We start from the raw sequence: 12,628 nt of genomic DNA on the forward strand, positions 1-12,628 counted from the left end.
CGGCGACCCCCCGCCCCCCCAACCCCCCCCGCGGGGGGGGGGGGGGGGGGGGCCCCCCGGGCCCGCCCGGCGCCGGCAGGCCGCCCGCCGGGCCCGCCGCCGCGCGGGCCGGCCACCCGGTCGCCATCGCCTCCTTCGAACGCGCCGCACGGGCGCTGGCCGCCGGTATCGCCGCGACCGCCACGCTCACCGAGATCAGGATCGCGGTCGTCGGCGGCGGCGTCGCGGGCGCGGGCGAGGTCCTGTTCGCCCCGCTGCGCCGCTCCCTGCGCGAGTACGCGACGCTCTCGTTCGTCCAGCGGCTGACGGTGGCCCCGGCGCTGACCGGCACGGACGCCGGCCTGGTGGGCGCCGCCGCGGCGGCCCTGCTCGGGCAGCGCGACGACACGGCGGCGCCGGTGGGCGGCTGACGGCGCGGACGTCCCGGACCCCGGGCGGCGCCGGAGCCGCGGCGCCGCCCGGTCAGCGGGTGGTCCGGCAGCGGGTGGTCTGTCAGCGGGTGGTCTGGCAGGCCATGCGCTGGCTGCCCCGGAACCGTACGCACAACTCCGTACCGCTGCCGGTGTCCCCGGCCGGCCAGGTGTGCGTCAGCGCCTTGCCCGACCGGGTGGCCACGGCCGTGTCCACCAGCCGCCCGTCGCGCAGCAGCGACACCTCGCGCGCGGTGAGATCGTCCGGCGGGTTGGTCCAGATCCCGGTGACGGAGTTCCTGGCGCCGCGCCCCTCCAGCCGGACGCAGATCTGCGGCCCCGAGAAGTGATGGGTGCAGGCGCTGCTGTCCGCCGCCGCCGGAGTGGCGGTCAGCGGCACGGCGACCGCCGCCAGGAGCAGGGGCAGGGCGAGGGTCAGGGCGTCGGCCAGTACGGCCGGTGTTCTGGGCATCTCGGGCTCTCCACGTCGTACGGTTCGCGGTGCCGGGGGAGGGGCTCCGGCGGTCTCAGGAGTCGGGGTCGGCCGTCTGCTGCTGCGGCACGACGACCAGGAAGACATCGGAGTCGAGATCCATCACCACCTCGGCGGGTGTCCCCTCGTCCCGCCGCGCCCGCGCGAACTCCTCCGCGGGCCGGCTCCCGCGCGGCCCGCCCGCGGGAAACCTCTCCAGCACCGTACGGCGCATCACGTACCCCCTGGGGTCTCTCGTGTGGATCTTGCTGGGCTCGTGTGCCCCGGTGCCGCTCCTCGCGGCGTCGGCGGCGGATACAGGGGAGCCGACGCTTCCGCGTCGCCTCCCTCCTCCGCCCCGCGATCCACGGCACCGGACGCCGCCCCCTGACCCAGCCGGATCCGAACAAGGGACCCCGGGCCCTTCTTTGAGGGTTCCAACGACGCGCCGGGGTTTGTGTTACGGCCCGGCGGGCACCTCGCGCGGACACGGCTCGGTCACGGCAGGTTGACCGGTGCGGCGCTCTGATCCCGCACGGGGTTTCCGTGGCAGGGTGTTGCGGGCAGTCCACTGGGGGCTTTCGCGACACGCCCAGGCCCTACGGAAGAGGGGGAACCGTGATCGTCTGGATCAACGGTGCGTTCGGAGCGGGCAAGACCAGTACGGCACGCGAGCTGATCGACCTGATCCCGAACTGCACGCTCTACGACCCCGACCTGATCGGCGGGGAACTGGAGCGGCTGCTGCCGCAGAAGAAGCTCGCGGAGGTGAGCGACATCCAGGACCTGCCGATCTGGCGGCGACTGGTGGTCGACACGGCGGCGGCTCTCCTGGCCGAGGTGGGCGGGGCGCTCGTCGTCCCCATGACCCTGCTGCGCCAGGAGTACCGGGACGAGATCTTCGGCGGCCTGGCCTCGCGCCGCATTCCCGTACGGCACGTCCTGCTGGTCACGGACGAAACGATCCTGCGCGGACGTATCGCGGCGCGCGACGACCTGTCGGGCGACGCGGAGGCGGACGAGCGCGAACGCCGCAGGGCCTACGAGCACATCGAGCCCTACCGGACGGCGCTGGGCTGGCTGACCGGGGACGCCCATGTCATCGACAACACCGCGCTGACGGCGCGGGAGACCGCCGAGGCACTGGCCGAGGCGGTACGGGACGGCGCGGCGGGCGTCTGCGAGATCGTCCAGACACCCGAACCGACCGCGGAGACCGTCGCGGCCGGGGTGCTCCTCTTCGACGAGCAGGACCGGGTGCTGCTCGTCGACCCCACGTACAAGCCGGGCTGGGAGTTCCCGGGCGGTGTGGTCGAGCGCGGCGAGGCGCCCGCCCGCGCCGGGATACGGGAGGTCGCCGAGGAGATAGGCATCGAACTCACCGAGGTGCCCAAGCTGTTGGTGGTCGACTGGGAGCCGCCGCGCCCCCCGGGGTACGGAGGGCTGCGGCTGCTCTTCGACGGCGGCAGGCTGACCGCCGAGGAGGCCGGACGGCTGCTGCTGCCGGGACCCGAGCTGCGCGGCTGGCGCTTCGTCGACGAGGAGGAGGCGGCCCGGCTGCTCCCGCCCGTCCGCTGTGCCCGGCTGCGCTGGGCGCTGCGCGCCCGGGAGCGCGGGACGGTGCTCAACCTGGAGGACGGAGCCCCGGTCGGCTGACCGTCCCGCACCGCCCCGCACGGCCCGTGGAGTCGCGGGGCCCCGTACCGTCGCAGCGCCCGCCATGGACCGTCACGGCCCTTCCGGCGCCGCTCAGGCGCGCCGGGAGGCGGCGTAGTTGACCAGGAAGTGGGCCTCGGCCACGGAGAGGCGCTCCAGCTCCTCGGGGGAGACGCTCTCGTTCACCGCGTGGATCTGGGCCTCCGGCTCGCTCAGCCCGATCAGCAGGATCTCCGCCTGCGGATAGAGCCCGGCCAGGGTGTTGCAGAGCGGGATGGACCCGCCCTGGCCGGCGATCTGCATGTCCTGACCCGGGTACGCGATCCGCAGGGCGTCGGCCATCGCCGTGTACGCCGGGGACGAGGTGTCCGCGCGGAACGCCTGCCCCTGGCCGATCTGTTCCACGGAGACCCGCGCGCCCCACGGGGTACGGGCCTCCAGATGCGCCGTCAGCAGCTTGGTGGCCTCCGCCGCGTCCTGCCCCGGCGGGACCCGCAGGCTGACCGTGGCCCGCGCGTGGGCCTGGACGGACGGGGTGGCGCCGACGACCGGCGGGCAGTCGATGCCGAGGACGGTCACGGCGGGCCGCGCCCAGATCCGGTCGGCGACCGCGCCGCCGCCGATCAGCCCGACGCCGTCGAGGACCTTGGCGTCCTTGCGGAAGTCGGCCTCCGGGTACTCCAGCCCCTCCCAGACCGCGTCGGCGGCCAGCCCGTCCACCGTGGTGGAGCCGTCCTCGGCGCGCAGCGAGTCCAGGACCCGGATGAGGGCGGCGAGCGCGTCGGGCGCCGCGCCGCCGAACTGCCCGGAGTGCAGATTGCCTTCGAGCGTGTCGATCCCCACGCGCACCATGGTCATGCCGCGCAGCGTGGCGGTGACCGTGGGCAGCCCGACCCGGAAGTTCCCGGTGTCACCGATCACGACGGCGTCGGCGGCCAGCAGCTCGGGGTGCTCCTCGGCGTATCGCTCCAGACCCCCGGTGCCCTGCTCCTCCGAACCCTCCACGATCACCTTGACGTTCACCGGCACGCCGCCGTTCGCCTTCAGCGCGCGCAGGGCGAGCAGATGCATCAGCACACCGCCCTTGCAGTCGGCGGCGCCGCGCCCGTACCAGCGTCCGGCGCGCTCGGTCAGCTCGAACGGCGGGCTCAGCCAGGCGTCCTCGTCGCCCAGCGGCTGGACGTCGTAGTGCGCGTAGAGCAGCACCGTCGGCGCGCCCTCGGGGCCGGGGAGCAGACCGTAGACGGACTGGGTGTCGTCCGGGGTGTCGAGCACCGCGACATCCTGGAACCCCTCGCCGCGCAGCGCGCCGGCCACCCAGGCCGCGGCGGCCTCGCACTCGCTCTTCGGGAAGACCGCGGGGTCCGCCACCGAGCGGAAGGCCACCAGCTCCGCGAGCTCCGTACGGGCGCGGGGCATGAGGGACGCCACGGTCCCGGCAATCGGATTCGCGGTCATGGGCACGCTCCTGGTGGGTACATCGTTGTGTCAGACGGATGGATGTCGGGCCGTGTCGGCGATGTCGGGGGGACTTGTCGATCCTCCCACAACGGGCCGGGCGCGCCAGCGCCGTAGGATGCCGTTCGTCAGCAGGGGCCACCGGTCGGATCAGGAGCAGAAGCACATCGTGAGCAGCGAGAACGCAGATGCCGGAAGCGTGCACGACGAGCCGGTGTGGGATGTCGTCGTGGTCGGCGCAGGACCGGCGGGAGCCTCCGCGGCGTACGCGGCGGCGGTCGCCGGCCGTCGGGTGCTGCTGTTGGAGAAGGCCGAGTTGCCGCGCTACAAGACCTGTGGGGGCGGGATCATCGGGCCCTCGCGGGACTCGCTGCCGCCCGGATTCGAGCTGCCGTTCAAGGAGCGCGTGCACGCAGTGACGTTTTCCCTGAACGGGAAGCTGACCCGCACCCGCCGCTCCAAGCGCATGCTCTTCGGGCTCATCAACCGCCCGGAGTTCGACGCGGGGCTGGTGGAGCACGCCCAGAAGGCCGGCGCGATCCTGCGGACCGGAGTGACCGTCTCGCGCGTCGAGCAGCACGGCCCGGCCGTCCCCGACCGCCGCACGGTCGCGGTCGTCCTGGCGGACGGCGGGACGGTGCTGGCGCGGGCCGTGGTCGGCGCGGACGGCAGTGCCAGCCGGATAGGCGCCCACGTCGGTGTGAAGATGGACCAGGTGGATCTGGGCCTGGAGGCGGAGATCCCGGTGCCGCCCACGGTCGCGGAGGACTGGGCGGGGCGGGTGCTCATCGACTGGGGCCCGCTGCCCGGGAGTTACGGCTGGGTCTTCCCCAAGGGCGACACCCTCACCGTCGGGGTGATCTCGGCGCGCGGCGAGGGGTCCGCCACCAAGCGCTATCTGGAGGACTTCATCGCCCGGCTCGGGCTCGCCGGATTCGAACCGTCGGTCTCCTCCGGCCATCTCACCCGCTGCCGCAGCGAGGACTCGCCGCTGTCCCGGGGCCGGGTGCTGGTCTGCGGCGACGCGGCCGGACTGCTGGAGCCGTGGACGAGGGAGGGCATCTCCTTCGCGCTGCGGTCCGGGCGGCTCGCGGGGGAGTGGGCGGTACGGATCTCCGAGGCGCACGACGCCGTGGACGCCCGCCGCCAGGCGCTGAACTACGCCTTCGCCATCAAGGCGGGCCTCGGTGTGGAGATGGGGGTCGGGCGCCGGATGCTGGGGATCTTCGAGCGCAGGCCGGGCGTGCTGCACGCGGCGATCACCGGACTGCGCCCGGCGTGGAACGCGTTCGCGGACATCACCCGCGGATCGACGACCCTGGCCGGCATCGTACGGACGCGCCCGCTGGCCCGGCGCGCGCTGGACGTGCTGGACCGCAGGCAGTCGGCCGACCAGCCGGGACCCGCCGCACGCGAAGAGGGCACCGCGGCCCAGGGCGACCCGACGGGGGTTCCGGAGGCCGGCGCGCGGGAGTGAGGGACGTACGTGTGACGGTGTACGGGAGCGACCGCCGCGCGGGGTGAACCGCGCGGCGCCCGCGCCCCGTACGGGCACCGGTCCGGACGCCTCGGCGGGGCCCGGCCGGCGGCCCGCTCAGCCGGGCACGTCCATGCGCTGGGTGCCGATCACCGACAGCAGCCGGAACGCCTCCTCGGCGGGAGAGCCGGGCTCGGCCGTGTAGAGCACGACCTGCTGGTCGCGGTCGGCGATGTCGAGAAGGTCGCAGTTGACGGTGACGGGGCCGAGCAGCGAGTTGTTCAGGGTCTTGCGCAGGGCGGGCTCGGCGCGTACGTCGTGGGAGTCCCACAGCCGGGCGAACTCCGCGCTGCCGGCGAGGAGATCACGCACCAGCGTGGCCACCTCGGGGTCGTCGGGGTAGCGGGCGGCGGCGGCGCGCAGACGCCGGGCCGCCGCGCGGGCGAACATCTCCACGTCGATCGGGTCGCGCAGCAGCGGCCGCCGCTCCGGGGCGAGGAACGCGCGGCGCACGAGATTGCGCTCCTGCCGGGGCAGCGGGGAGAAGTCCTCCAGGAGGGCGGCGGCCAGCTCGTTCCAGGCGATGACCTCGTAGGTGGCCGAGAGCACCATCGCCGCGGTGTGCGGCAGCCGGTCCAGCAGATCGAGCACGCTCTGCCGTACGTCGCGCGAGGGCCCGGCGGGCGGGCCGGGCGGGGCGCCCGCGAGATGGTGGAGATGGGCGCGCTCGGCGTCCGGCAGACGCAGGGCCCTGGCCAGCCCGGCCAGCACCTCGCGCGACGGTCGAGGACCGCGCGCCTGTTCCAGCCGTGTGTAGTACTCGGTCGAGATGAACGCCAGATGCGCCACCTCCTCGCGGCGCAGCCCCGGGGTGCGGCGTCGCCGCCCGGCGGGCAGCCCCACATCGGCGGGGGTGATCCGCTCCCGCCTGCTGCGCAGGAAGCCCGCCAGTTCGCGTCGGTCCATACCTCCAGTGTGCGGGGGCGGCGTACCGCGGAGCCAGGTACCACCGGTGCCTGGATGCGCGTCCCGGCCGGACACAGGCTGGTGCCCATGGACAACACACGCACCACCGACACCTCCCTCCCCGGCGCCACGGGCCTGCTGGCCGGCAAGGTCGCCTTCATCACCGGCGCGGGCCGCGGCATCGGCGCCGCGGCGGCCCGGCTCTTCGCCCGGGAAGGCGCCCGCGTCCTTCTCGCCGCCCGTACGGAGGACCAGCTCAAGGCCGTCACCGAGGAGATCCGCGCGGCGGGCGGCACCGCCGGGTACGTGGTGTGCGACCTGGCCTCCACGGCGGGCGCGCGGGCCGCGGTGGACCGCGCCGTGGAGCTGTACGGCCGCCTCGACATCGCCTTCAACAACGCCGCGACCACCGTGCCGCCCGGTCCGCTGGACCAGGTGGCCGAGGCCGACCTCGACCACCTCTACGCCGTGAACCTCAAGAGCCCCTGGGCGGCCATGTCCGCGGAGGTCGCCGCCATCCGCGCCACCGCCGGCAGCGGGGCCATCGTCAACAACTCGTCCGTCGGCAGCCTGTCGGGCAACCCCGCACTGCCCGTCTACGGCGCGCTGAAGCGGGCGCTCAACAGCCTCACCGAGTCGGCCGCCGTCACGTACGGTCCCGAGGGCATCCGCGTCAACGCCATCGCCCCGGGCACCACACTGACCGAGATGATGCGCGCCTGGGACGACCGTTCACCCGGCATCGTCGACCGGTTGAGCGCGCGCACCCCGCTGCGCCGCGCGGCCGGCCCCGAGGAGATCGCCCAGGCCGCCGCCTGGCTGCTCAGCGACCGTGCCTCCTATGTGACCGGTACGGTCCTCCCGGTCGACGGCGGCATGCACGTGGCGTAACGCCGGACCGGTCCTCCCCGATCAGCCGCGCGCGCCGCCGTCCGTCGCGTCGGGCCGGGCGCTGCCGGCCGCGGTGGACGGGGTGAAGTGCCACAGCACCCGGACGACACGGGCGGCGAAGGCCAGACAGCCGGCGACGGCGCCGATCCGCAGGACGGTCTCCGGCAGCTCCAGGTACCACGCCGTGGCCGCCACGAGCCCGAAGACCAGCGCGCCCGCGAACAGACCGGTCAGGACCGCGAAGGCGATCTCGACGGTGATGGCGTCCCGTTCCGGCCCGCTCCGTGTCCCCATGGCCGCAGTCTGACCGAGAGGGCCGCTCCGGTGCAAGGAGCGCCGGGGGCGACCCGGCCGGGCGTCAGACGGCGGAGGTCTCCTGCCACAGCCGGGCGAGGGAGGCGTCGCCGGTGGTGGTCACGGCGTCCAGCGGGAGCCGGTTCCACAGCGCCAGCCAGAGCCGTTCGGCAGGGCCGCTCAACTCGCACTCCGCGGCCGGGTGCGCGCGGCCCCCGTCCGGGTCGGTGGCCTTCGCGTGGTCGGCGCGTACCGGCTCCGCGGTGATCCGTACCGTCCAGACGTCGCCGGTGTCGGTGGCCCGTACGCGCAGCACCCGCGGCACGTCCGAGCGGACCCGGCTGCGGTCGCGTGCGTGGAAGTGGGTGAGCAGTTCGTCGATGCCGTCCGCCGCGAACGCGGCGTCCACGGGGGAGAAGTCCCCGCCGAGCGCGGACTCGGCGTCCGCGCGGTGGACGGCCGTCTCGTGGGCCTGGCGCCGCGCCCAGAAGGCGAGCGGGCTCGGGGCGGGGAAGAAGGACCAGCAGCGCAGATCGGCGGGGGCGGCGCCGAGCGCGGTCACCAACCGGTCGTGCCCCTCGCGGAACCAGCCGACGAGCGCGTCCCCGTCGAGGTCCGGCGCGGTGGGCAGCGGCGCCCGGACGGTGCCGCCCTCCACGACGTAGCCGGTCGCCCAGCGGTGCACACTGCCGGTGTGCCGCAGGAGGTCGCGGACCCGCCAGCCGGGGCAGACGGGGATCTCCGCGTCGGTTCCCGCCCGGACCGCGGCATCGGCCAGGACACGTCCTTCGCGGGCCAGTCGGCGGATGTGATCTGCTGTGTCCATGCCGGGCATTGTGCCAGCGGCGGCCACCCCGGGGCAGCCGGTATGACGCGCGGGCCGGTGGGCGGGCGTCACGCCTCGCGGGGGTGGCCGGTCGCGGGGCCGGGCCGGTGGCGCAACAGCCGTACGAAGGCGCCTATCGCGACCGCCTGGACGAGGACGGAGACGATCAGCGCGGGGTAGAGGAACCCGGCGGAGGCGGCGAAGTCCGCCCCGACGGCCCCGCCGCCGATCAGGAAGACGAAGACGGTCGGCGCGGCGAGGGCGAACAGCCACACCCCGGCCAACGAGGCGTCGTCGTGGTGCACGAAGAGCGTGTCGACCGTGACGAACACCGTCACCGCGGCGACGAGGGCGAGATAGACCTGGGAGGCGCGGTTCTTGAAGGCGAGCCGCGCGAGGCCGGTCAGCCGTTCCGAATTCATCGTGTTCTCCCTGGAGTTCATGGCTCTTTCCCTGAAGTCGAGTGCCTGTGCGTCTTCTTCCAGGGTGGGGGAGATCGAACGGCCGTGCCTGAGTACGCCTACTCATCCTCCAGGGGCGCCTCCCGCCGGGGCGTTCGCCGAGCCGCCGCGGGCCGCGTAGGCGAGGAGGGCCGCCGCGCCCGCGAGCAGCGCCACCGTGGTGAGGGCGAGCGGCAGCGAGAACCAGTCGGCGAGGAAGCCGATCGCCGGCGGGCCCAGCAGCATTCCGCCGTACCCCAGGGTGGACGCGGCGGCCACCCCGCCGGGCCCCGCCAGCGCGCCGGCCCGGCCGATCGCGACGGGGAAGATGTTGGCGAGCCCGAGTCCGGCCACGGCGAACCCCGCCAGGGCGAGCCAGGCGGTGGGCGCGAGGGCGCCGAGCAGCATGCCGAGGGCGGCGGTCACCCCGCCCAGGACCAGGGAGCGGGTCTGGCCGAGCCGTTCCAGCAGGGCGGTGCCCGACAGCCGCCCCGCCGTCATGGCGAGGGCGAAGAGCGAGTAACCGGCCGCGGCCAGCCCGGGGCTCGCTGCCAGGTCCTCGCTGAGGTGCAGCGCGCTCCAGTCGGCCATCGCGCCCTCCCCGTACGCCGTGCACAGCGCGATCACCCCGAAGAGGAGGACCAGCCGCCGGGCGCGCCGGTCCGGCCCCCGCCCGCCGCTCCTTGTGCCGCGCCGCTCCGTACCCGTACCCGCGCCTGTACCCGTACCGTCGGCGGGTCCGGTACGGTCCCGGGGTTCCGTACGGTCCGCCGCGCCCGCGTCCGTACGGTCCGCCGATGGCGCGGGGATCCGCAGCAGCGTCCGGCCGGCGACGGCGGTGACCAGCAGACCGGCGCCCGCCAGCAGCGCCAGATGGACGGCCGGGGACAGACCGCCCGCGAGCAGCCCGCCGAGCCCCGCCCCGACCATGCCGCCCAGGCTGAACGCCGCGTGGAAACTGGAGATCACCGGGCGCCGCAGAGCGGCGACGAGATCGACGGCGGCGCTGTTCATCGCGACGTTCAGGCTTCCGTAGGCCGCCCCGAGCGGCAGCAGCACCAGGCCGAGGGTGAGCGCCGAGTGGGTCTGCGGCGGCAGGAGGACGGTCAGCGAGAGCAGCGCCGCGCAGACCACCGTCACCGGATGGCTGCCGAAGCGGCGGCAGAGTCCGCCGGTGACCATCATCGTCGCCACGGCGCCGGCGGAGACGCCGAGCAGGGCGAGGCCGAGATCGCTCGCCGACGCCCCGGTCTGCTGCTTGACCGCCGGGATACGGACCACCCACCCGGCGAACAGGAAGCCGTCGAGGGCGAAGAACACCGTCAGGGCGGTACGCAGGCGGGTGAGCGGGGAACGGGCGCGGGACGGGCCGGCGGCGCTGCCGGAGAGAGCCGACCGCATTTTGTTCAGAAGCGGCACAAAGTGAGGATAGGGGCCAGGGGCCGTCCGTACAAGGCGCCGTGGGCCCTCCCGCGGATCCCGCCGTTCCCGCGGATCATGGGAGACTCGCCCCCATGAACGGCAAGGGGAGCACGGCCAGAACACGGCTGGAGAGAGGCCGCGGCGCGCTCGGCCCGGCACTGGAACTGGTACACACGGGCCGCGCGCCCACCCGCGCCGTCCTCACGGCGGAGCTGGGCGTCACCCGTGCCACCGCCGGCGCGGTCGCCGCCGAACTGGAGGCCCTCGGCCTGATCCGGGTGGACTCCAGGCCCGGCGCCGCCGCCGGCTCCCAGGGCCGCCCCTCGCACCGGCTCTCCGTCGACGAGGCGGGCCCCGTCGTCCTCGCCGCCCAGGTCCACGCCGACGGCTTCCGGGCCGCGCTGGTCGGGCTCGGCGGCCGGATCGTCGCGACCGCCCCCGGCCGCGGAACGGCCTCGGCCGACCCGGCGCAGGTCCTCGGCGAGGTCGTGGAGACGGGCGCCGGGCTGCTGCGCGCCGCGGGACGGCGGTGCGTGGGCGCGGGCCTCGCCGTGCCCTCGGCGGTCGCGGAACCGGAGGGCACCGCGCTCAACCCGCTGCACATCGCCTGGCCCGTCGGCTCCCGGGTACGGGAGATCTTCGCCGAGCGGGTCGGCGCCGCGGGCATCGAGGGCCCCGCCTTCACCGGCAACGACGTCAACCTGGCCGCGCTCGCCGAGCACCGGCACGGCGCGGGACGCGGCGCCCAGCACCTTCTCTGCGTCGCCACCGGCCACCGGGGTGTCGGCGGCGCACTGGTCCTCGACGGCCGTCTGCACACCGGCAGTTCGGGCCTCGCCCTGGAGGTCGGCCATCTCACGGTCAACCCCGAGGGGCGCTCCTGCTACTGCGGCGGCAAGGGCTGCCTCGACGTCGAGGCCGACCCGCTCGCCTTCCTCACCGCGGCGGGGCGCACCCCCGGCCCCGAGAGCTCGCTGCTCCAGCAGTCGCGCGACCTGCTCCGCACGGAGTACGCCGACCCGGCGGTACGGGGCGCCGCCGCGGAACTGATCGACCGGCTGGGTCTGGGGCTGGCCGGTCTGGTCAACATCCTCAACCCCGACCGGATCATCCTCGGTGGGCTCCACCGCGAACTGCTCGACTCCGACCCGGACCGGCTGCGCGCCGTCGTCGCCGACCGCAGTCTGTGGGGGCGCAGCGGCGGAGTGCCCATCCTGCCCTGCACCCTCGACCACAACAGCCTCGTGGGAGCGGCCGAGTTGGCCTGGCAGCCGGTGCTCGACGACCCGCTCGGAGCGCTCGGCCGCTGACGGACGGCCCCGCCGGGCCGGACAACGGCCACGAGGCCGTCCGGCGGGCAGGCGCTGGTCCATTCGGGTGAGGGTGAGAGCGGGGGTGAGAGCGGGGGCGTACGGTCGCGCGGGCTCCGGTCGGCGCGCGCACGGCTCGGCCGTACGCACCGGGTGCACGCCGGTTCGTACGGCCGAGCCGTGCGCACCTTCCGGTCAGCCGACCCCGGCCGACCGGAAGGTGCTGGGTATGTGCGCCCCGGAGGCGATGCCGAACTGCATGGCCGGGAAGGGGCCGTCGGTGGTCGCGCCGTACACCGGACGCAGCGGCAGGGTCAGGGCGACGGGTGGCGCGGGGAGCGTGAACCATATGCTCTTTCCCGTCTCGCCCCTGGGGTGGATGCCCCAGCTCTCGCTCACGGCCGCTATCAGCGCGAGGCCGCGGCCACCGGTGTCGGACAACTCGGCGTGGTGCACGGTCGGCAGCCGCGGATCGTGGTCGCTGACCGAGACCGTGAGCCGTTCGAGCAGCAGCTCGATGTCGACGGTGCATCTCTTGTCCGGCTGTGCGTGCCGGTGGACGTTGGTCAGCAGCTCGGTCACCCCGAGAGCCGCTGGGTCGATGAGAAGGTCGAGGTGCCAGTAGCGCAGTTGCGCGGAGATGATTCTGCGGATCTGACCGATCCGTGACGGCAGGGCCTGGAGCTCCACCGTGCAGTGCCTGCTGGGCTGGCTGATCACGGCTGCGACTCCCCGAATGAGGTCCGGAAGAAGACGAGGATGCGGAATCAGCGACCGGCTCGCCGCCGTTCCTGCCCGGCGGGGCTGGGTCACAGCGTCACCGCCGGGAAACGCTGAGTGATGTGTGACCAGAGTGAACCCGGGGACCTGGCTTCGCAACTCGCGGCGGACCGGCCGCACGGCGGCGGTCGCGCGTCCCCGCTCGGCCCCGCGTGACGTGGGCGCCCCGCCCCGCGCCGCCGCGTGTGGGGGAGCCCGGGGGGGTATAAAAAAAAACGACCCCCCC

14 protein-coding genes are annotated in these 12,628 nt (G+C 74.6%); 5 read left to right on the forward strand and 9 right to left on the reverse strand.

Translation table 11 applies throughout. The features are described from left to right. Window positions 1-410 (forward strand): ROK family protein (locus ACFXPK_RS13365; RefSeq protein ID WP_385074803.1); only part of this gene is annotated, 410 nt, incomplete at its 5' end. A gap of 82 nt (window positions 411-492) precedes the next feature. Here ACFXPK_RS13365 and ACFXPK_RS13370 read toward each other — a convergent pair. Together ACFXPK_RS13370 and ACFXPK_RS13375 are read right to left on the reverse strand one after the other, a co-directional pair. Continuing rightward, on the reverse strand, window positions 493-882 hold the full coding sequence (locus ACFXPK_RS13370) for a hypothetical protein (RefSeq protein WP_385004036.1): 390 nt from the start codon (window positions 880-882) through the stop codon (window positions 493-495). 55 nt (window positions 883-937) lie between these two features. Next, window positions 938-1,117, reverse strand: a complete 180-nt coding sequence (locus ACFXPK_RS13375) for a hypothetical protein (RefSeq protein ID WP_385004038.1) — start codon at window positions 1,115-1,117, stop codon at window positions 938-940. Between the two features lie 383 nt (window positions 1,118-1,500). Here ACFXPK_RS13375 and ACFXPK_RS13380 point away from each other — a divergent pair, with 383 nt between their 5' ends. Next, window positions 1,501-2,538, forward strand: a complete 1,038-nt coding sequence (locus tag ACFXPK_RS13380; protein ID WP_385004040.1) for an NUDIX domain-containing protein — start codon at window positions 1,501-1,503, stop codon at window positions 2,536-2,538. A 93-nt stretch (window positions 2,539-2,631) separates the two neighbouring features. Here the strand turns inward: ACFXPK_RS13380 and ACFXPK_RS13385 are convergent, their stop codons facing one another. After that, complete coding sequence (locus ACFXPK_RS13385) at window positions 2,632-3,996, reverse strand: dipeptidase (RefSeq protein ID WP_385074806.1); 1,365 nt, start codon at window positions 3,994-3,996, stop codon at window positions 2,632-2,634. Window positions 3,997-4,165: 169 nt separating this feature from the next. Here ACFXPK_RS13385 and ACFXPK_RS13390 point away from each other — a divergent pair, with 169 nt between their 5' ends. Then, on the forward strand, window positions 4,166-5,473 hold the full coding sequence (locus ACFXPK_RS13390) for a geranylgeranyl reductase family protein (RefSeq protein WP_385004044.1): 1,308 nt from the start codon (window positions 4,166-4,168) through the stop codon (window positions 5,471-5,473). A 117-nt stretch (window positions 5,474-5,590) separates the two neighbouring features. Here ACFXPK_RS13390 and ACFXPK_RS13395 read toward each other — a convergent pair whose 3' ends face one another. Further along, on the reverse strand, window positions 5,591-6,439 hold the full coding sequence (locus tag ACFXPK_RS13395) for a helix-turn-helix transcriptional regulator (RefSeq protein WP_385004046.1): 849 nt from the start codon (window positions 6,437-6,439) through the stop codon (window positions 5,591-5,593). A gap of 87 nt (window positions 6,440-6,526) precedes the next feature. Between ACFXPK_RS13395 and ACFXPK_RS13400 the strand changes: the two genes are divergently transcribed. Next, the gene (locus tag ACFXPK_RS13400; RefSeq protein WP_385004048.1) at window positions 6,527-7,330 is read left to right on the forward strand and encodes an SDR family NAD(P)-dependent oxidoreductase; all 804 of its coding nucleotides are present in this window, start codon (window positions 6,527-6,529) and stop codon (window positions 7,328-7,330) included. A 21-nt stretch (window positions 7,331-7,351) separates the two neighbouring features. On the opposite strand, the gene ACFXPK_RS13405 is transcribed toward ACFXPK_RS13400, so the two are convergent. The 4 genes from ACFXPK_RS13405 to ACFXPK_RS13420 form a co-directional block, all read right to left on the reverse strand. Continuing rightward, the gene (locus ACFXPK_RS13405; RefSeq protein ID WP_385004050.1) at window positions 7,352-7,624 is read right to left on the reverse strand and encodes a DUF6332 family protein; all 273 of its coding nucleotides are present in this window, start codon (window positions 7,622-7,624) and stop codon (window positions 7,352-7,354) included. Window positions 7,625-7,688: 64 nt separating this feature from the next. Continuing rightward, a complete protein-coding gene (locus tag ACFXPK_RS13410; protein WP_385074810.1) occupies window positions 7,689-8,450 on the reverse strand; it encodes a maleylpyruvate isomerase family mycothiol-dependent enzyme in 762 nt (253 codons plus the stop codon). 68 nt (window positions 8,451-8,518) lie between these two features. Further along, on the reverse strand, window positions 8,519-8,893 hold the full coding sequence (locus tag ACFXPK_RS13415; RefSeq protein WP_385074813.1) for an SCO4225 family membrane protein: 375 nt from the start codon (window positions 8,891-8,893) through the stop codon (window positions 8,519-8,521). Between the two features lie 81 nt (window positions 8,894-8,974). Next, window positions 8,975-10,309, reverse strand: a complete 1,335-nt coding sequence (locus ACFXPK_RS13420; RefSeq protein ID WP_385074816.1) for an MFS transporter — start codon at window positions 10,307-10,309, stop codon at window positions 8,975-8,977. 95 nt (window positions 10,310-10,404) lie between these two features. Here ACFXPK_RS13420 and ACFXPK_RS13425 point away from each other — a divergent pair, with 95 nt between their 5' ends. Beyond that, on the forward strand, window positions 10,405-11,622 hold the full coding sequence (locus ACFXPK_RS13425) for an ROK family protein (RefSeq protein WP_385074818.1): 1,218 nt from the start codon (window positions 10,405-10,407) through the stop codon (window positions 11,620-11,622). Window positions 11,623-11,817: 195 nt separating this feature from the next. On the opposite strand, the gene ACFXPK_RS13430 is transcribed toward ACFXPK_RS13425, so the two are convergent. Then, a complete protein-coding gene (locus ACFXPK_RS13430) occupies window positions 11,818-12,342 on the reverse strand; it encodes an ATP-binding protein (protein WP_385074821.1) in 525 nt (174 codons plus the stop codon). Window positions 12,343-12,628: the final 286 nt, after the last annotated feature.

The organism is Streptomyces sp. NPDC059142, assembly GCF_042755665.1.
Classification (GTDB): Bacteria; Actinomycetota; Actinomycetes; order Streptomycetales; family Streptomycetaceae; genus Streptomyces.